General features: G+C 59.6%; 19 protein-coding genes. 15 read left to right on the top strand and 4 right to left on the bottom strand.

Annotated elements, in window-relative coordinates:
- Positions 1 to 256: 256 nt before the first annotated feature.
- On the bottom strand, positions 257 to 1,087 hold the full coding sequence (locus ACIY1O_RS16750) for an NUDIX hydrolase (RefSeq protein ID WP_397476242.1): 831 nt from the start codon (positions 1,085 to 1,087) through the stop codon (positions 257 to 259).
- Positions 1,088 to 1,340: 253 nt separating this feature from the next.
- Between ACIY1O_RS16750 and coxB the strand changes: the two genes are divergently transcribed.
- The 5 genes from coxB to ACIY1O_RS16725 all read left to right on the top strand — a co-directional run bounded on the left by coxB (position 1,341) and on the right by ACIY1O_RS16725 (position 5,451).
- Positions 1,341 to 2,501 carry a cytochrome c oxidase subunit II gene (gene coxB, locus ACIY1O_RS16745; RefSeq protein ID WP_397476241.1) on the top strand — a complete coding sequence of 387 codons (1,161 nt, stop codon included), beginning with the start codon at positions 1,341 to 1,343 and terminating at the stop codon, positions 2,499 to 2,501.
- Between the two features lie 89 nt (positions 2,502 to 2,590).
- Positions 2,591 to 4,189, top strand: a complete 1,599-nt coding sequence (ctaD, locus tag ACIY1O_RS16740) for a cytochrome c oxidase subunit I (RefSeq protein WP_397476240.1) — start codon at positions 2,591 to 2,593, stop codon at positions 4,187 to 4,189.
- 4 nt (positions 4,190 to 4,193) lie between these two features.
- Positions 4,194 to 4,304, top strand: a complete 111-nt coding sequence (locus ACIY1O_RS16735) for a cytochrome oxidase small assembly protein (protein WP_397476239.1) — start codon at positions 4,194 to 4,196, stop codon at positions 4,302 to 4,304.
- Between the two features lie 7 nt (positions 4,305 to 4,311).
- Positions 4,312 to 4,536 (top strand): DUF2970 domain-containing protein, encoded by a 225-nt coding sequence (locus ACIY1O_RS16730; protein WP_397476238.1) that lies wholly within the window; start codon positions 4,312 to 4,314, stop codon positions 4,534 to 4,536.
- A 39-nt stretch (positions 4,537 to 4,575) separates the two neighbouring features.
- Positions 4,576 to 5,451, top strand: a complete 876-nt coding sequence (locus ACIY1O_RS16725) for a cytochrome c oxidase subunit 3 (protein WP_397476237.1) — start codon at positions 4,576 to 4,578, stop codon at positions 5,449 to 5,451.
- 129 nt (positions 5,452 to 5,580) lie between these two features.
- Here ACIY1O_RS16725 and ACIY1O_RS16720 read toward each other — a convergent pair whose 3' ends face one another.
- On the bottom strand, positions 5,581 to 5,787 hold the full coding sequence (locus tag ACIY1O_RS16720) for a twin transmembrane helix small protein (protein ID WP_397476236.1): 207 nt from the start codon (positions 5,785 to 5,787) through the stop codon (positions 5,581 to 5,583).
- A gap of 35 nt (positions 5,788 to 5,822) precedes the next feature.
- Between ACIY1O_RS16720 and ACIY1O_RS16715 the strand changes: the two genes are divergently transcribed.
- The 5 genes from ACIY1O_RS16715 to ACIY1O_RS16695 are packed head-to-tail and all read left to right on the top strand — an operon-like array spanning position 5,823 to position 9,835.
- A complete protein-coding gene (locus ACIY1O_RS16715) occupies positions 5,823 to 6,620 on the top strand; it encodes an SURF1 family protein (protein WP_397476235.1) in 798 nt (265 codons plus the stop codon).
- Between the two features lie 27 nt (positions 6,621 to 6,647).
- On the top strand, positions 6,648 to 7,289 hold the full coding sequence (locus tag ACIY1O_RS16710) for an SCO family protein (RefSeq protein WP_397476234.1): 642 nt from the start codon (positions 6,648 to 6,650) through the stop codon (positions 7,287 to 7,289).
- A gap of 4 nt (positions 7,290 to 7,293) precedes the next feature.
- Complete coding sequence (locus ACIY1O_RS16705) at positions 7,294 to 8,307, top strand: COX15/CtaA family protein (protein WP_397476233.1); 1,014 nt, start codon at positions 7,294 to 7,296, stop codon at positions 8,305 to 8,307.
- Complete coding sequence (gene cyoE, locus ACIY1O_RS16700; protein ID WP_397476232.1) at positions 8,304 to 9,194, top strand: heme o synthase; 891 nt, start codon at positions 8,304 to 8,306, stop codon at positions 9,192 to 9,194. Before ACIY1O_RS16705 ends, cyoE begins: the two co-directional genes overlap by 4 nt.
- 44 nt (positions 9,195 to 9,238) lie before the next feature.
- A complete protein-coding gene (locus tag ACIY1O_RS16695; RefSeq protein ID WP_397476231.1) occupies positions 9,239 to 9,835 on the top strand; it encodes an SCO family protein in 597 nt (198 codons plus the stop codon).
- Positions 9,836 to 10,221: 386 nt separating this feature from the next.
- On the opposite strand, the gene rpoH is transcribed toward ACIY1O_RS16695, so the two are convergent.
- On the bottom strand, positions 10,222 to 11,103 hold the full coding sequence (rpoH, locus tag ACIY1O_RS16690; RefSeq protein WP_397476230.1) for an RNA polymerase sigma factor RpoH: 882 nt from the start codon (positions 11,101 to 11,103) through the stop codon (positions 10,222 to 10,224).
- 309 nt (positions 11,104 to 11,412) lie between these two features.
- Between rpoH and ACIY1O_RS16685 the strand changes: the two genes are divergently transcribed.
- The 5 genes from ACIY1O_RS16685 to ACIY1O_RS16665 are packed head-to-tail and all read left to right on the top strand — an operon-like array spanning position 11,413 to position 15,720.
- On the top strand, positions 11,413 to 12,036 hold the full coding sequence (locus tag ACIY1O_RS16685; RefSeq protein ID WP_397476229.1) for a PepSY-associated TM helix domain-containing protein: 624 nt from the start codon (positions 11,413 to 11,415) through the stop codon (positions 12,034 to 12,036).
- Positions 12,037 to 12,038: 2 nt separating this feature from the next.
- Positions 12,039 to 12,563 (top strand): DUF2271 domain-containing protein, encoded by a 525-nt coding sequence (locus ACIY1O_RS16680; protein WP_397476228.1) that lies wholly within the window; start codon positions 12,039 to 12,041, stop codon positions 12,561 to 12,563.
- A 35-nt stretch (positions 12,564 to 12,598) separates the two neighbouring features.
- On the top strand, positions 12,599 to 13,399 hold the full coding sequence (locus ACIY1O_RS16675; protein ID WP_397476227.1) for a DUF4198 domain-containing protein: 801 nt from the start codon (positions 12,599 to 12,601) through the stop codon (positions 13,397 to 13,399).
- 12 nt (positions 13,400 to 13,411) lie between these two features.
- Positions 13,412 to 14,389, top strand: coding sequence for an FAD:protein FMN transferase (locus tag ACIY1O_RS16670; protein ID WP_397476226.1), 978 nt, complete (start codon positions 13,412 to 13,414; stop codon positions 14,387 to 14,389).
- Positions 14,380 to 15,720, top strand: a complete 1,341-nt coding sequence (locus tag ACIY1O_RS16665; RefSeq protein WP_397476225.1) for a sulfite reductase subunit alpha — start codon at positions 14,380 to 14,382, stop codon at positions 15,718 to 15,720. Before ACIY1O_RS16670 ends, ACIY1O_RS16665 begins: the two co-directional genes overlap by 10 nt.
- A gap of 33 nt (positions 15,721 to 15,753) precedes the next feature.
- Here ACIY1O_RS16665 and ACIY1O_RS16660 read toward each other — a convergent pair whose 3' ends face one another.
- Positions 15,754 to 16,191 carry a MarR family winged helix-turn-helix transcriptional regulator gene (locus ACIY1O_RS16660; protein ID WP_397476224.1) on the bottom strand — a complete coding sequence of 146 codons (438 nt, stop codon included), beginning with the start codon at positions 16,189 to 16,191 and terminating at the stop codon, positions 15,754 to 15,756.
- Positions 16,192 to 16,628: the final 437 nt, after the last annotated feature.

Here is a 16,628-nt window from a genome sequence, read left to right as displayed (position 1 = left end):
TCCTCAGCGGCAAAAGATTACTTGGCAAACAGGAGGCGTCCATATACGAGTTCTGTCGACGCCCGCGCGGACGAGGTAGACGCAGGAAGTCCGGCGCAGCCGGACCGCCCGATCGCCCGGGGCGAAGTACGTTGCCCCCGGCAGCGCTCAAGAACTCAAAAAAACTCAAAAAACCAACGCAAAAAAGTAATGGATGTAGCGGCACGCACTCTTAAAGAGAACAGCGCCACAAATGAATGGGACGGAGGCAATGCAATCAAGCAGCCGCGGCCAACCGCCGCATCAACCCCTCAACCACCACCAGCTCGGCCTCAACCGTAAACTGCCCGGCGCGAATCATTTCCCAGGCCTCATCCACAGTAACCGCTCGAATCTCCGCAACCTCGCCGTCTTGGTTGCTCATGGGCACAGACTCATCCAGCACACACTCGCTAACCAGCACATCTTCCACCTGATAACCTTCCGGCAGGCGCCGATGCATGCGCAAAATTACGCGTAACTTAGAACGCTGTGCCAGATGCTCGGGCATCAAGCCCGCCTCTTCCTCACTTTCACGCAACAACGAAGCATCCAGGCTTTCGCCCGCCACCGCCAGCCCGCCCACCAGCGTATCCCACATGTTCGGGTCCGTAGACTTGGTCGCCGACCGCAGCGCAACCCACAGCCGGCCGTCGGGCGTCCAAGCATTAAGATGCACCGCGCGCGTCAGCATGCCCAGCGGCCGAATGGCCGCGCGCTCAATTACGCCCAGCGTCTTGCCCTCGCCGACCACGTCAAGAAGCTCATCGCGCCATGCTCGCAGACAACCCGCATCCCGCATAAGTATCGCCGCTTGCGCCAGCACCTGATTGACCACCAGCCGTTTCCCCGCGGCAACAGCATCAATACACACCGCCTCGGGCTCGATTCGCACTCCCTCCAATGCCGCCAATGCGCGCGTCGCGCGCGGCGTGATCCAGCCGGCCACCCGCCCCGTAACAGTCAGCGGGCGCGAGCCCGACGGAGGCAGTTGCTGAATGCGCGGCACCAGCCGGCCATACCGTTTCTCCAGTGACGGCAATAGCAATCGAGCGTGATGAGATTTCATGCGGCAATTGTAATGTAAGCCACATCGCGCTTTACCAATTTCGCCGCTGAAGCCTAATATGTGGGGTGCGGCCACCAAGAGTTCCGCAGTTCGCTATAATTCTGCGGTCTCTACAATTAAATCGAGCAGGTGTCTTGAGGCCACGCATCACCAAGCCTGCCATCCAATCATTGTGCCTTTTCCAAAGGGCGTCGTATTCGCGCCTTAGTTGAACTTGCCATTCGGCAAAGGCACTCCGTATTTCGAGGTCAGCATGAAGAAGTTGAGAGGGGTACTGGGATCAAGCGCAATGCTCATGGCAGGCGCGGCCAGTGCACAGGTCCAGGATATGCCCGGGGGCCCAAGGGTCAACCAGCTCAATCTCCCCCCCGGAGTCACCGAAATCTCCTATGACATCATGTGGCTGCACTGGATGATGCTAATCATCTGTACAGTCATTTTCCTTGGCGTCTTCGGGGTCATGTTCTATTCGATCGTGATGCACCGCAAGTCCCGGGGCGCAAAGGCTGCCAAGTTCCACGAGCACGTGGGCGTAGAAGTCGCCTGGACGGTCATTCCCTTCATTATCGTCATCGCCATGGCCCTGCCTGCCACGCGCACCGTGGTTGCCATGAAAGACACCTCAAGTGCCGACCTCACCGTCGTGGCCACCGGCTACCAGTGGAAATGGGGCTACGAATACCTTGACGGCCCGGCCAAAGACGTCAGTTTCCTTTCAACACTGTCCACGCCCCGTGCCCAGATCATGGGCACCGAGCCGCGCAGCAACACCTATCTTATGGAAGTCGACAACGAGCTTGTCGTTCCGGTTGATAAAAAGGTGCGCGTCATTATTACCTCGGCCGACGTCATCCATGCCTGGATGGTGCCCGACTTCGGCATCAAGCAAGACGCCATTCCCGGCTTCCTGCGCGACGCCTGGTTCCGCGCCAACAAAACCGGCACCTACCGGGGCCAATGCGCCGAACTCTGCGGCAAAGACCACGCCTTCATGCCCATTGTGGTGCGGGTGGTTACGCAAGACGAATACGAAGCCTGGGCCGCCGAGCAAAAACAAGCCCTGGCCAGCGCCGCCGACGATCCCACCAAAGAGTGGGCCAAAGAAGACCTGATGGCGCGCGGTGAAACCGTCTATGCAGCCAACTGCGTGGCTTGCCACCAGGCCAACGGCAAAGGCATGCCGCCCACGTTCCCGCCCCTGGAAGGCGACGAAAAATACGTGTTGGCGCCCATGAAGGGCCAGATCGACACCGTGCTTAATGGCCATCCCGGAACCGCCATGGCGGCCTTCCGCGACCAGCTCAACGACGTCGAAATCGCTGCCGTCATTACCTACACCCGCAATGCATGGTCCAATGCAGGCAAGGGCGAAGACCCGGTCGTACAGCCTGCCAACGTGACCGCACAGCGCTAGGGCAAATGCAATGACGCGTATCGAATATTCAAACGTTTTCTCCGAGGCTGCCGTAAGCGGCGCCTCGGTACAGTAGGAAGGAGTCAACCATGAGCAGTGTTACTGCCGATCACGTACCTGCCAGCCACGGGCACGACGACCACCACGACAAGCCACACGGATGGCGGCGCTGGCTATTCGCCACCAACCACAAAGACATCGGAACGATGTACCTCATCTTTTCGTTCCTGATGCTTCTGGAAGGCGGTGTCCTGGCCTTGTTGCTGCGCACCGAGCTTTTCTCGCCGGGCTTGCAGTTCTTCCAGCCTGAACTGTTCAACCAGTTCACCACCATGCACGGCCTGATCATGATCTTCGGCGCCATCATGCCGGCGTTCGTGGGTTTCGCCAACTGGATGATCCCCCTGCAGATCGGGGCCTCCGACATGGCTTTTGCCCGCATGAACAACCTCAGCTTCTGGCTGCTGCCTGTTGGCGCCACCTTGTTCACGGCCTCGTTCTTCGTGCCCGGCGGCGCCACCGCATCGGGCTGGACAATGTACGCGCCCTTATCGCTGCAGATGGGGCCCGGCATGGATTTCGCCATTTTCGCGGTGCACATCCTGGGGGCTTCCTCGATCATGGGCGCCATCAACATCATCGTCACCGTTCTGGGCATGCGCGCCCCCGGCATGACGCTGATGAAAATGCCCCTGTTCTGCTGGACATGGCTCATCACCGCCTACCTGCTCATCGCCGTAATGCCTGTGCTTGCCGCGGCCGTTACCATGCTGCTTACCGACCGCCACTTCGGCACCGCCTTCTTCAACGCGGCAGCCGGCGGCGACCCGGTCTTGTACCAGCACGTGTTCTGGTTCTTCGGGCACCCCGAGGTCTACATCATGATCTTGCCGGCCTTCGGCATCGTATCCGCCATCGTGCCCGCGTTTTCACGCAAGCCGCTGTTCGGCTACGCGTCCATGGTGTACGCCACGGCGGCTATCGCCATCCTGTCCTTCCTGGTGTGGGCTCACCACATGTTCGCCACCGGCATGCCGGTAACCGGGCAGTTGTATTTCATGTACGCCACCATGCTTATCTCGATTCCCACGGGGGTCAAGATCTTCAACTGGGTGGCCACCATGTGGCGCGGTTCGCTAACCTTTGAAACGCCCATGCTGTTCGCAATCGGCTTTATCTTCGTGTTTACGGTGGGGGGCTTTACCGGCCTGATCGTGGCCATTGCTCCGATCGATATCGCGGTGCACGATACATACTACGTGGTGGCGCACTTCCACTATGTACTGGTGGCCGGCTCGCTGTTCGCCCTGTTTGGCGGCGCGTACTACTGGATACCCAAATGGACAGGCCGCATGTACGACGAGCGCCTGGGCAAGTGGCACTTCTGGTCCACCATGATCTCCTTCAACATCACGTTCTTCCCCATGCACTTCCTGGGGCTGGCCGGCATGCCGCGTCGCTACGTTGACTACGCTGCGCAGTTCACCGATTTCCACCAGATCGCCACCATCGGCGCCTTCTGGTTCGGCCTGTCGCAAATTCTGTTCATGTACGTGGTGCTCAAGGCCTATGCCGGCCGAGGCGAGCCAGTGGACGCCAAGCCGTGGGAAGGCGCCGAAGGCCTCGAATGGACAGTGCCTTCGCCTGCGCCGTTCCATACCTTCGTCACGCCACCCGTGGTCAAGTAAGAACATGACACCTGAACAACGACGCCGCAACCGCATCGGAGGAATCATCCTCGCAATCATCGTCATCGCGATTTTTGCCTGGACCTTCCTGCGCGGTTCGGTGTTGATGAATTGAACCGAGTATGGCCAACGACATCCGTGAACTTTCGCAGCGCAAGCTGAACTTCTTCCAGACACTCAAAGCAGTGCTCTGGGGGTTCTTTGGTGTGCGCAAGGGAAAGGGCTACCAGGAAGACATTTCCCAGCTCAATCCCGTGCATCTTATAATCGCGGCTGTCATCGCCACGATACTGTTCGTGGTGGGGCTGGTCTTGATCGCCAAGTTCTTCATCAACCAGGCTATTTAGCGTCCGTTATAGATATCAAATAATTCGTAGGAGATCACCATGAGTGCAAGTCACTCGGCTACCGGAAAAGAGGCGCCTTACTATTACGTGCCCGGCGATTCGCCCCATCCCGTGCGGGCCAGCTTCTCGCTGCTGCTGGCCCTGCTTGGGGCCGCGCTGTGGATCAACAGCTATGCCATCGGGCATTGGATATTCTTGCTGGGCATCGTGTCGCTGTTCGTCGTGCTGTTTGGCTGGTTCGGCGACGCCATCCGCGAATCCGAAAGCGGCCTGAACAGCAAACGCGTCGACAATGCCTATCGCTGGAGCATGGCCTGGTTTATTTTCTCCGAGGTCATGTTCTTCGGAGCCTTCTTCGGCGCGCTGTGGTACACACGCACCATCACCACGCCCTGGCTGTCCGACCTTGAACACCAGGCCATACTATGGCCATCGTTCACCGGAGCCTGGCCCAACCTGGGCCCTGCCGGCGTGGTTGATGCGTTCGAAACCATGGGCCCGTTCTGGCTGCCCACGATCAACACGGCGCTGCTGCTTACCTCGGGCCTGACGCTTACCATTGCCCACCACGCGATGCGCGCAAGCCAGCGTGGCAAGACCATCTTCTGGCTGGCCGCCACGGTTATCCTGGGCTTCGTCTTCGTGGGCTGCCAAGCGTACGAATACTTCCACGCCTACACCGACCTGAACCTGCGCTTCGACTCGGGCGCCTACGGCTCGCTGTTCTACATGCTGACCGGCTTCCATGGCTTCCACGTCATTATCGGCGCCTCGATGCTTACGGTCATTTTGTTCCGCCTGATCAAGGGGCATTTCACCGCCGACCACCATTTCGGCTTTGAAGGCGCCGCCTGGTACTGGCACTTTGTTGACGTTGTCTGGCTCGGTTTATACTTGTTCGTCTACTGGTTCTAAGGCCTAGCGCTTGCCGGGGTGCTTTTTAAGCGCCCCGCCACAGACGAGAAGCCGGCCCAAGCCGGCTTTTTTCATGCGCCGGAAGTTTTGACTTTTGCACCGGGCACGTGTCGGGCCCGCCGGCAAAAACTATCGGTACACCACGCCTGTGGCTTCTATCCAGCCCAGGTGGTGCGCCAGCAGCACAAACAGAAACAAGGCAATCGACAAACCCACGCGCCACGTCAGCGCGTACGCTGTGCGGCTGGTTCCGCTCTTGTCGCGCATGAGATACACCAACGCAGACGCCAGGCTGCCCAATATCCCGAGAAAAGCCAGGATAACGATGATACGCATGAAGGTTCTCCGATGAAACCAGAATTATTGCAGACATGGCCGGTTCGCACATAAGAACGCGTCTTATGGCCGCCCTGGCATTGCTGGCTGTGGTCGCCGCCACCTGCGTGTCGCTGGGAAACTGGCAACTTGACCGCGCCGCCGAGCGTGATGCCATCGCGCAATCCATTGAAAGCGGCAGGCAAAGCGCGGGCCTGGCCTTGAACGCAAGTACGCCGACCGGGCAGCTTCAAGAGTGGAGGCACGCCCAGGCTGCTGGTACCTGGATGCCACAGTACACAGTACTGCTGGACAATCGCAATTACAACGGCCGTCCCGGACTCTGGGTGGCGACACCGCTGTTGCTGGACGACGAGTCGGGCGCGGCGGTACTGGTGCTGCGCGGCTGGTTGCCGAGGCCCGTCGCGGCTGGCGAAAGCTTGCCTGATCTGACGCCGCCAGAGGGTAAGCAGACAATTTCAGGACAAATGCTGCGACGAGTGCCGCGGCTTTTCGAGCTCTGGAATTTCGGCGGCGCCGACCCAAACGCGCTCCCGCCCACGTTTGCATCAAGCAGCGCCCCGCCCCCCAGGGTCCAGAATCTCGACCTCGCCAACTATGCGAGCGTAACTGGCTTAAAATTGCTGCCGGTAGTGCTGGAACAGACCTCGTCGGAAGCCGGCGGCCCGGACATGGTCCGCGACTGGCCGCTTCCACCCACCGATTCAGACACCAACCGCGGCTACGCGCTGCAATGGTTCAGTTTTGCCGCCATTGCGGCAGGCGCCTGGATCGTGATCGCCTGGCGCGCACTTCGAAAGCGTCGGCGCAAGCCCGAACCCCAAGACGACTGATATCAACCATCCACACAAGGAATCATTGTGGACCGCAATCCTCCTAACCCCGCCGCGCAGGCGACCAAGCCGCGCTCCATCCAGCCTCTGGTATGGATCTTGATCGTATGTCTGGCGCCTATCGTGTTCGCGTTCGCGGCCTATTATGTGCCCAGCCTGGGCCTGCGCCCCGAGGAAGCCTCCAACTACGGGCGGATACTTGATCCGCAACGCCCGATTCCCACCGCTGAAGCACTCGACCTTAGAACCGCGGATGGTCAGTTGTTCGACTTGGCGAGCCTGAGAGGGCAATGGGTGCTGGCATCCGCCGACCAAGGCGCTTGCCCCGAGTCGTGTGTGACCAAGCTGTTCATATTGCGCAACTCACACGCCAGCCAGGGCAAGAACGTCGAGCGCCTGTCGCGCGTGTGGTTCGTAACCGACGACGCGCCTATTTCACAGCAGATACTCGAGGCCTACAAGGGAACCATCATCCTGCGCGCCGACCCCGAGAAACTGGCCGCGTTTCTGGCCCCGGGCGCCACAGGGCCCGCCGCCGACGCGCTTGCCGCCCCAATGTGGATTATTGATCCGATAGGCAATCTGATGCTTGAGTTCCCCGAAAACGCCGATCCGGTCAGCGTGCGAAAGGACATCAGCAAGCTCATCTACAATTCGCGAATCGGGTAAGGGCATGGCCGACCGCATCAAGGCCCGCTACCGAAAGCTGGTCTATCTAACCTGGTTCCTGACACTCGACTTGATCATGTTCGGCGCCTTTGTGCGCCTGACGGATTCAGGGCTGGGCTGTCCCGATTGGCCCGGCTGCTACGGCAAGCTGAGCCCCATCGGCGCCTCGCAGCACATTGCCGATGCCTATGCTGCGATGCCCTACGGCGCCGTCAGCTTCCCAAAGGCCTGGATCGAGATGATCCACCGCTATGTGGGCTCGCTGCTTGGCTTGATGATCATCGCCATCGTTTATCTGGCCTGGCGTCATCGCCGGGTTCTAGGCAATACACCCCGTTTGGCGGTCTTCACTTTGATCGCGGTTTGCGTTCAAGGCGCTTTCGGCGCCTGGACGGTAACCCACAAATTGATGCCCATCATCGTCACCACCCACTTGCTGGGCGGCATGGGGCTGCTGGCCCTGATGACCTGGCTTGCCGCACGCGAGAAACCTCATCCAGCCGTGAATTCGCGCATGTCGGCTTATATGCCCTGGATGGCCGCGGCCCTGGTGCTGCTATTCATGCAAATTGCTCTGGGCGGATGGGTCAGCACCAACTACGCGGCTCTGGCCTGCATGGATTTCCCCACCTGCCATGGCGAATGGCTGCCGCCAATGGACTTCCAAAGTGGTTTTTCCCTGATACGGGGCCTGGGCGAACTGCCGTCCGGCGAAATGATTTCGCAACAGGCGCTGACCGCCATACATTGGACACATCGCAACTTTGCACTGGTAGTCTTCGTCTATGTGGGCATATTGGCCTTCAAGCTGCGAAGTGAACCGGGGCTGGCCGGCCCCGCTACCCTATTGCTTGCCCTTCTTGCGGCCCAATTGCTTACCGGCCTAACCACCATCTTCTTTGAATGGCCCCTGTTGATCGCGGTGCTGCACAATGGAGGCGCCGCCGGTCTCGTTCTGGTCAGTGTCACCCTCCTCGTGCGCCTGCACCGCGCTGGGCGGGCTAAAATACCATCATGAGCAGTCTATCCGCCCCCGATCCATCGCTGGTACGTCAGTACTTGGTACTGACCAAGCCCCGCGTAACTCAGCTAGCCGTTTTTTGCGCCGTCATTGGCATGTTCCTGGCCAGCCCCGGGCTGCCCGACCTGGGCCTTGTGGTGGCCGGCACGGCCGGTATCTGGCTGCTGGCGGCCGCCGCCTTTGCTGTCAATTGCCTGATAGAACAAGAAATCGACGCAAAAATGGCTCGTACCTCTCGTCGCGCAACCGCGCGCGGCACCATCACCAACACGCAGGTGCTGGCTTTTTCCGGCGTGCTGGGCGGTCTGGGCATGCTGGTGCTGTATCACCTGGTCAATCCGCTGACCATGTGGCTTACATTTGCCACCTTCGTGGGCTACGCCATTATCTACACCATCATCCTCAAGCCGCGAACCCCGCAAAACATCGTAATTGGCGGGCTTTCCGGAGCCATGCCTCCTGCGCTTGGCTGGGCCTGCATCGCCAATTCGGTGCCTGCCGAGGCGTGGATACTGGTGTTGATCATCTTCATCTGGACACCGCCGCACTTCTGGGCGCTGGCGCTTTACCGTGATGCCGACTATCAAAAATCGGGCCTGCCCATGCTAACCGTCACCCACGGCAACGAATTCACGCGGCTGCATATATTCCTGTATAGCCTGGTGTTGTTCGCCTCGACCCTGCTGCCCTTCATGGTGCGCATGAGCGGGCCGCTATATCTGGCGTGCGCTGTCGTCCTAAGCGGCATGTTTGTACATTATTCCTGGCGCTTGTATAAAAACTACAGCGACGCCCTGGCCCGCAAGCTGTTTCGCTTTTCCATTTTGTACCTGGCCCTGCTCTTCGGCGCCTTGTTGCTCGACCATTGGGTGATGCTGCTGTAGCTGCAGTAGCCCGCGCCCTACCTCATTTGCTTTACGGAGTCCGCATGTCCTCGCTTTTCTCGCTTCGCAATCTCTTTTCAGCCCTGGCCCTGTGCGGCACACTGGCGCTGGCAGGCTGCGGCGGCGGCGACGCCGAGTTTCGCGGCAGCGACATCAGCGGCAGCAAGCTGGGGGCAGATCTGGCCATGGTCGATGACAGCGGCCAGCCCCGTACCCTGGATGATTACAAAGGCAAGGTTCTGGTGGCGTTTTTCGGGTTCACCCAGTGCCCAGACGTCTGCCCCACGTCGATGTCACAGCTCGCGCACGCCATGGAGCTTCTTGAAGACGATGCCGACCAGGTGCAGGTATTGATGATTACCGTCGACCCCGAACGCGACACGCCCGAAGTGCTAAGCAGCTACGTCAAGGCTTTTGACCCCACCTTCGTGGGCCTGACCGGTACTACAGAGCAACTGGCCGCCACAGCGAAATCTTTCCGTACGTTCTATGCCAAGGTGCCAGGCACTACACCGGACGACTACACCATGGACCACGGCGCCTCGTTCTATGTCATGGACAAATCGGGTGACGCGCGCGTGCTGTTAAGGCCCGACGCGCCGGCCGACGACCTGGTGCATGACATTCGCGAGCTTCTTTGATGCACGGTTTTTAAGTTTGGCCGCCACACGGCCGGCGATGCCAGTGCCCGAAACAGGCATTGATGCCGGCGCTGCTTCCTGGAAACACGGCCTGGTGCCGGCATCGATGCCATAGCGTTCGGCACTACCGGGCGCCCAAAAAAAAGGGACACCATGTTGGTGTCCCGCAAGCATCCGCTTCGAAAGGGAGGGGATTGAGGAGAAGCAGAAGCGGATGTAGAACAAAATACAACCGGAGTTGTACTCAGCATTGCTCATATTGTTTAGTCATCCACTGCTTCCGGAAGTTCGAAGCGTACCGCCTTTATTTAGTATCTGTATGTAACATACCTGCCATGCCGAAAAATGGCTCGTGACAAAGGGGCTTCAGCACCCCCCAGATGAACTTAATCGCTAAGCGCCACTCGCATTTTCTTGAAAGCCGCCACTTCGATCTGGCGAATGCGTTCAGCCGATACACCGAACTCTGCCGCCAGTTCGTGCAAGGTGGCGCCGCCTTCGTCTTGCAACCAGCGAGCCTCGACGATTCGGCGCGAGCGGGCGTCGAGCTCGTCTAGGGCTTCCAGCAAACCTGTGCTGTGCAGATCGTCCAGAGCACGCCGCTCGAGCACCTGCGATGGCTCGTCCGCATCGTCGGCCAGATAGCTGATAGGGGCGAAATCGTCAGAATCGTCGGTTTGCGGTTCGAGAGCCATCTCGCGGCCCGACAAGCGGACCTCCATCTCGCTGACGTCTTGCGGACGCACATTTAGCTCGCGCGCAATGTCGTCAACCTGGGACGGATCAAGCGTTTGGCCATCGGGGCGCATTCGGCGCAAATTGAAAAAGAGCTTGCGCTGAGCCTTGGTGGTGGCAATCTTGACCATGCGCCAGTTGCGCACGATATATTCGTGGATTTCAGCCTTGATCCAGTGCACCGCAAACGACACCAGGCGTACGCCGCGATCAGGATCAAAACGCTTGACCGCCTTCATGAGGCCGACATTACCTTCCTGGATAAGATCGGCATGGGCCAAGCCATATCCCAGATACTGGCGCGAGATCGACACGACCAGCCGCAAGTGCGAAAGCACGAGCTGGCTGGCGGCATTAAGATCGGAGTCGTCGCGCAAGCGGCATGCAAGTTCGGTTTCCTGCTGTTGGCTGAGCATGGGCAGGCGGTTAACGGCTCCAATATAGGCTTCAATCGTGCCTAACGCGCCTGGGTTGGACACGGCCATGGCCAGCGCACTGTTCGATAAAGCCAAAGATTGGGTTTGAGCTGTCATTAGTTGGACTATCCTTTTTGGATCGTGATCAACGATTGATACATGATATTAGCACTCTAAGGAGAGGAGTGCTAACCATAAGACCCTGAAATCAGCCCAAAGTTCTCAGTGCGCACTTCCAAGAGCGCACTGTCCGGCCCACGGATCACTACCCTGCCAGAGCGCAACTGTGATCCACGACCGATATTCTTAGCCATATGGGCGCCTTGCGCGACATTCCGAAACGGCGCCTGTAGTTTGCGGCATCTACATGATAATGATTATTGTTTGATGTAGAATGCTTGATCGCAATCTGTTGACCCACGGGTAATGAACCCTTCTTCATCTCGCCGTTCGTATTGGCTCAAGACCCTGCATCAGTGGCATTGGATGAGCGCCGCGCTTAGCCTGGCGGGGCTCATCGTGTTCGCCGCCACCGGCATCACCTTGAATAATGCCGCCTGGATCGAAGCCAGCCCGAAGATCGAATCTCTCTCCGCCACCATGCCGGATGAGGTGCTGGCTGTGCTTATCGAGCGCCCTGACAACGCGCAAAGAGGTCCGCTGCCGGATCGGGCCGAGCAGTGGCTGAATCGCGAACTTGGCATCCGTATCCAGGGGCGCACGGCTGAGTTCTCGACAGATGAAGTATATGTGGGCCTGCCCGAGCCGGGCGCGGACGCCTGGCTTGCCGTAAGCCTGTCCGACGGCGAAGTGGAGTATGAGCGCAGCGCGCGCGGCTGGGTGGCTTATTTCAACGACTTGCACAAAGGACGCAACACAGGCATCGCCTGGAGTTGGTTTCTCGACATTTTCGCTGTGGCCTGCCTCGTGTTTGCCGTCTCCGGCCTGTTCCTGATGACCATGCACGCCGCCAACCGCCGCGGCACTTGGCCGCTGACCGGGCTGGGCGTATTGATTCCCCTCATACTCATGCTGCTGTGGGTGCATTAACCATGAAATTATCACTCAAGACCACCATCGCCTGCGCTCTAACCGGTCTCTATGCCGTAACGGGCCATACTGCCGGCTTGGAAATCCAGGTGGAAATACCTCGCATCGACGTGGCCGAATATCATCGCCCGTACATCGCCGTATGGCTGCAAAGCCCCGACCGCAAGATCGTCCGCGACATCGCCGTTTGGTATGACTACAAATTGCCCAAGGAAGAGGGCAAGAAGTGGCTGAAAGACATGCGGCAATGGTGGCGCGTCAGCGGAAGAGGCCAGGAAGATCTTGCCGATGGCGTTACCGGCGCCACCCAGGCCGTGGGCACGCATCCCATCAAGGTGGCTGACACTCATTCGGCGCTGGCCGATCTACCGGCCGGCGACTACGAAATCATTGTCGAGGCCTCGCGCGAGAAAGGCGGCCGCGAAGTATTGCGCCTGCCCTTGCCCTGGCCTTCCGACCCCGCCACGTCGGTAGACGCCCAAGGCGGAACCGAACTGGGCCGCATCCAAGCCACCGTCACACCCTGAACCTTCCATTCCATTCTTTTGGAGCACATCCAATTATGAAACGCCTACTTCCCGCCCTGCTTGCCGTCGCCTTATTCGGCCCGGCCGCATCGTTAGCCCACGACGTCTGGCTTGAACCTTCGTCCACCGTGTTGTCAGGCGACCAGGCTCGCATCACTGTCGACGCGGGCTCGGGGAATGACAAGTTCTACTACAACCACCGTCCCCTGGCGTTGAACGACCTGATCATCACCAGCCCTACAGGCAAAACCGTCAACGCCGAAAATGAGTTCAAGGGTGAGCTGCGCAGCGGCTTCGATGTCACCCTGACCGAAGATGGCACCTATCGCATTGCCGTGGCGGGAAGCGGTATTTTCGCTCGCTGGAAAGAGGGTGACCAGAACAAGCGCTGGTTTGGCTCGGCTGCCGATCTGGAAAAAAGCATTCCGAAAGATGCCAACGACCTGGTTGTGCGCGAGCGCGTGCAACGTATCGAGACCTTCGTCACGAAAGGCAATCCTACAGAACTCGAGTTTATAAAGCAGGGGCTGGCACTGTCCGGCGCGACCCATCCCAATGATCTTTACGCCGGTGAAACGGCGCAGTTCGTGCTGACCCTGGACGGCGAGCCGGCAAAAAACCTCGAGGTCGAGATCGTGCGGGACGGCAGCCGTTATCGCGACGCGCTTGAAGAAATTGTCGTCACAACCGACGACCAGGGCCGTTTCGAAGTCAAATGGCCGCAGGCGGGCCTGTATTGGCTGCACGCCGACCTGCGCGACGACAAGACCACCACGCCGGAAGCCAGCGAGCGTGCCGTCGCCTACGTGGCCACGCTCGAAGTCCTTCCCCAGTAAGCCCCTTCAACCATGACCAATGCGGGCGTGGCAGCGCCGGCCTATGCTTCGCTGGCCGGCGCCAGCATGGGAACCACCTGGACGGTGAAGTTCAATGCCCAAGGCGTTGATTTGCCTCGTCTGAAGCACGGCATACCCGCCGCTCTCGACGAGATCGTGGCCCAAATGAGCACCTGGGATGACGACAGCGCGATCAGCAGCCTGAACCGGGCCGAACCGGGCTGGTACCAGCTTCCGGCCGCCTTCTTCAAGGTGCTCGCACAGGCGCTGAAGTTGGCCGAGACAACAGACGGCGCTTACGATCCCACCGTGGGCGCCCTCGTCGACCTTTGGGGCTTTGGCTCCAAGGGCGCCCTTGATTCACCGCCCCCGGCGGCAGCCGTGGCTGACGCCCTGGCGCATTGCGGCTGGCGCCGTACCGCCCTTGATGCAGAACACTGCGCGGTGTGGCAACCGGGCGGCATGCACTTTGACCTGTCATCGATCGCCAAAGGCTATGGCGTGGACGTAATCGGGCGGGTACTGGAAGAAGCCGGCGTCACGGATTACCTGGCGGAGCTGGGTGGCGAACTGAAAGCAGGCGGCCTGAACCCGGCGCGCAAGCCCTGGGCCCTGGATATCGAAACTCCAGTACCGAACCCGGAAAGGGTGCCCATTGTTCTCAACAATCTGGCCATCGCCACGTCCGGAGACTACCGCCGCTATTTCATTCATCAGGGCCGGCGATACGCGCATACCATCGACCCGCGCCTCGGCGCGCCCATATCCGGCAAACTGGCGTCCGTCAGCGTAATTCATCCGCACTGCATGATGGCCGACGGCCTGGCGACGGCCCTGCTAGCGCTGGGGTCCGACAAAGGGATGGCCTATGCGCAACGCCACAACATCGCGGCATTGTTCATGAGCCGGCACGAACACGATGTCGCCATAGCGTGGTCGGACGAATTCGCCAAGTGCGCCGGCGCAGACACTTCTTCACCATGTTCCTGAACACCATACTTGCCTTTGCCGCCATTGCAGCATGGCTGCTGCTGGCCTGGCACTACATGCTCCGGCCCTCCGCGCGCCGCCGGCGTCACGCGGCGCACAATCATGCAGCCGCAGCCGAGGGCGACTCCCGCACGGCGATCGTCTACGCCAGCCAGACCGGCACTGCCATTGAAATTGCGCGCCGTACCGCCGACGCCTTCGGCGAACAGGGCGTCTTGCTGCCCATGGACGAGCTGGCCCCCGGGCATTTGGCCAACTACCACCAGGCGCTATTCATTGTCAGCACCTACGGCGAAGGCGACCCGCCTGACATGGCCCAGGCCTTCCACCAGGCCATGGCTCAATCACCACCCGGCAGTTTGGGGCTGCAAGGCTTGCAGGCGGGGATACTGGCGCTCGGGGATGACGATTATCAGAACTTCTGCGGTTTCGGCCTGACCCTGGACTCATGGCTACGGCAGCAAGGCGCCACCTTGATGTTTGACACACTCAAGGCGAACCGAACCGACGCGGTCACGCTTTCAAGCTGGGCCAGCCGGCTGGCCGAATGGTTCCAGATATCTCTGGGCGCCGAAACACCATTCCATGCCTGGACACTGGCCAAGCGCACCATCGTAAACCCCTCGGGTCTGGGCCGCCCGTGCCATGAATTGCTCTGGCAGCCTGCCGGCCCGCAACAGCTTGATTGGTCAGCCGGCGACATCGCTCAAATACAGGTCGGTGAAAGCGGCGAAAATCGCGAATACTCCATCGCTTCCATTCCTTCTGAGGGCGTTTTGCGCCTGCTGGTACGCGAGCACCAGGGCCCCGATGGCACGCCCGGCCTGGGCAGCGGATGGCTGTGCGGCAATTTGGCCGTGGGCAAGCCGGCGCCACTACGCATCCGGCCCAACCCTTTGTTCCGCGCTCCCAATGATGGCCGTCCAGCGATTTTCATCGGCAACGGCACCGGCATAGCCGGCTTGCGTTCTCTGCTGCAAGAGCGAATACAAGGCGGACATCACGAAAACTGGCTCATATTCGGCGAACGCAGCCGTGGCGGCGACTTCCATTGGAGTGAAATACTGGAAGACTGGCTGCGGCAGGGCCGGCTTAGGCGGCTCGACCTGGCGTTTTCCCGGGACCAAGCCGAAAAACGCTATGTGCATCATCTGCTGCGAGAGTCGGCAGACGATGTAATAGCTTGGGCTGGACGCGGAGCCGTATTTTTTGTGTGTGGCAGCAAAGACGGCATGGCCCAGGATGTAGATGAGGCGCTACGTGCCATTCTTGGCCCTCATGGGTATGAAGACCTGTTGCGCAGGCATGGATACCGCCGCGACGTTTATTAATCGTCAAGCAGGCCGCGCCGCTGCCAGGCGGCTTCAACGCCGGATGATGTCGCGCAGCATATCGACCAGACGGTCGGCATGGTCGGGGTCGAGCTTTTCGAGCAAGCGATGCTGGTGCTCCATGGCTTGGTCGCATAGCCCGCTGATAAGACGGCTTCCCTTTGGAGTGATTTTTACCAGCGTCTGGCGCCGGTCGACACGAGAAGTCTTGAGCGAGACCAGGCCTTCGGCCTCGAGCCGGGGAAGCACCTTGCTCAAGGTAGGCTGCTTTGTAACAGCCAGCTCGGCCAACTCGCCCACCGTTTCGCCCTCGCCTTCGACCAAACTGCCCAGCACACGCCATTCGGTGACGGTGAGCCCCGCCTTTCGCACCTCTTTGTGGAACTCCTCGGAAATGCGATGGCTGGCCAACGCAAGCACTGACGCAAGATAACGATGTACAAATCGAGGACGCTCCCCGTCTTTCTGCATAAAATATCCTTGATTGCCCCGAAGTTGCCGGCCACTTCAGATGGGGCGGACCACTCCGGGAAAAATCGTATTCCAAACCCTGCATTGCGTCAATGTAATGGTTTGCCCTGATACACAAGCACCTGTTATTTAAATTAAATTTAAATAATCCATGAATTTTCATGTTTTTTTATTGACAGCGCTTCACGTCAAACCTAAATTGACCGTATTGGCCGGCCATCCAGGCTACGGCGTTCGGGCATTTATGCTTTACCGCTGCCGGTAGAACACCCCCCTCTCTTTGTGGAGACACCATGGCAGAACGTTCATTCAAGAAAGAAGTCCAGCAATTGCGCATCGCCGCGGGCGAAGAATTTCGCGGCGAAGGCATCCTGGCAGTTACCAAAGCCCTGTTGCAATCCGGCGTCAGCTATGTGGCCGGCTACCAGGGCGCGCCG

Source organism: Pusillimonas sp. (assembly GCF_044464525.1).
In the GTDB taxonomy this organism is placed as follows: Bacteria; Pseudomonadota; Gammaproteobacteria; order Burkholderiales; family Burkholderiaceae_B; genus Pusillimonas.
The sequence above is the reverse complement of the archived record's forward strand: the minus strand, read 5'-3'. Positions and strand labels throughout refer to the sequence as shown.

What these genes read in the sequence shown, in the direction of transcription:
- cyoE (WP_397476232.1), top strand. Translation starts at nt 8,304, where the DNA reads ATGAGCAGTCTATCCGCCCCCGATCCATCGCTGGTACGTCAGTACTTG.
- ACIY1O_RS16665 (WP_397476225.1), top strand. Translation starts at nt 14,380, where the DNA reads ATGTTCCTGAACACCATACTTGCCTTTGCCGCCATTGCAGCATGGCTG.
- ACIY1O_RS16670 (WP_397476226.1), top strand. Translation starts at nt 13,412, where the DNA reads ATGACCAATGCGGGCGTGGCAGCGCCGGCCTATGCTTCGCTGGCCGGC.
- ACIY1O_RS16660 (WP_397476224.1), bottom strand. Translation starts at nt 16,191, where the DNA reads ATGCAGAAAGACGGGGAGCGTCCTCGATTTGTACATCGTTATCTTGCG.
- rpoH (WP_397476230.1), bottom strand. Translation starts at nt 11,103, where the DNA reads ATGACAGCTCAAACCCAATCTTTGGCTTTATCGAACAGTGCGCTGGCC.
- ACIY1O_RS16715 (WP_397476235.1), top strand. Translation starts at nt 5,823, where the DNA reads ATGGCCGGTTCGCACATAAGAACGCGTCTTATGGCCGCCCTGGCATTG.
- coxB (WP_397476241.1), top strand. Translation starts at nt 1,341, where the DNA reads ATGAAGAAGTTGAGAGGGGTACTGGGATCAAGCGCAATGCTCATGGCA.
- ACIY1O_RS16685 (WP_397476229.1), top strand. Translation starts at nt 11,413, where the DNA reads ATGAACCCTTCTTCATCTCGCCGTTCGTATTGGCTCAAGACCCTGCAT.
- ACIY1O_RS16725 (WP_397476237.1), top strand. Translation starts at nt 4,576, where the DNA reads ATGAGTGCAAGTCACTCGGCTACCGGAAAAGAGGCGCCTTACTATTAC.
- ACIY1O_RS16730 (WP_397476238.1), top strand. Translation starts at nt 4,312, where the DNA reads ATGGCCAACGACATCCGTGAACTTTCGCAGCGCAAGCTGAACTTCTTC.
- ACIY1O_RS16705 (WP_397476233.1), top strand. Translation starts at nt 7,294, where the DNA reads ATGGCCGACCGCATCAAGGCCCGCTACCGAAAGCTGGTCTATCTAACC.
- ACIY1O_RS16750 (WP_397476242.1), bottom strand. Translation starts at nt 1,087, where the DNA reads ATGAAATCTCATCACGCTCGATTGCTATTGCCGTCACTGGAGAAACGG.
- ACIY1O_RS16675 (WP_397476227.1), top strand. Translation starts at nt 12,599, where the DNA reads ATGAAACGCCTACTTCCCGCCCTGCTTGCCGTCGCCTTATTCGGCCCG.
- ACIY1O_RS16735 (WP_397476239.1), top strand. Translation starts at nt 4,194, where the DNA reads ATGACACCTGAACAACGACGCCGCAACCGCATCGGAGGAATCATCCTC.
- ACIY1O_RS16695 (WP_397476231.1), top strand. Translation starts at nt 9,239, where the DNA reads ATGTCCTCGCTTTTCTCGCTTCGCAATCTCTTTTCAGCCCTGGCCCTG.
- ctaD (WP_397476240.1), top strand. Translation starts at nt 2,591, where the DNA reads ATGAGCAGTGTTACTGCCGATCACGTACCTGCCAGCCACGGGCACGAC.
- ACIY1O_RS16720 (WP_397476236.1), bottom strand. Translation starts at nt 5,787, where the DNA reads ATGCGTATCATCGTTATCCTGGCTTTTCTCGGGATATTGGGCAGCCTG.
- ACIY1O_RS16680 (WP_397476228.1), top strand. Translation starts at nt 12,039, where the DNA reads ATGAAATTATCACTCAAGACCACCATCGCCTGCGCTCTAACCGGTCTC.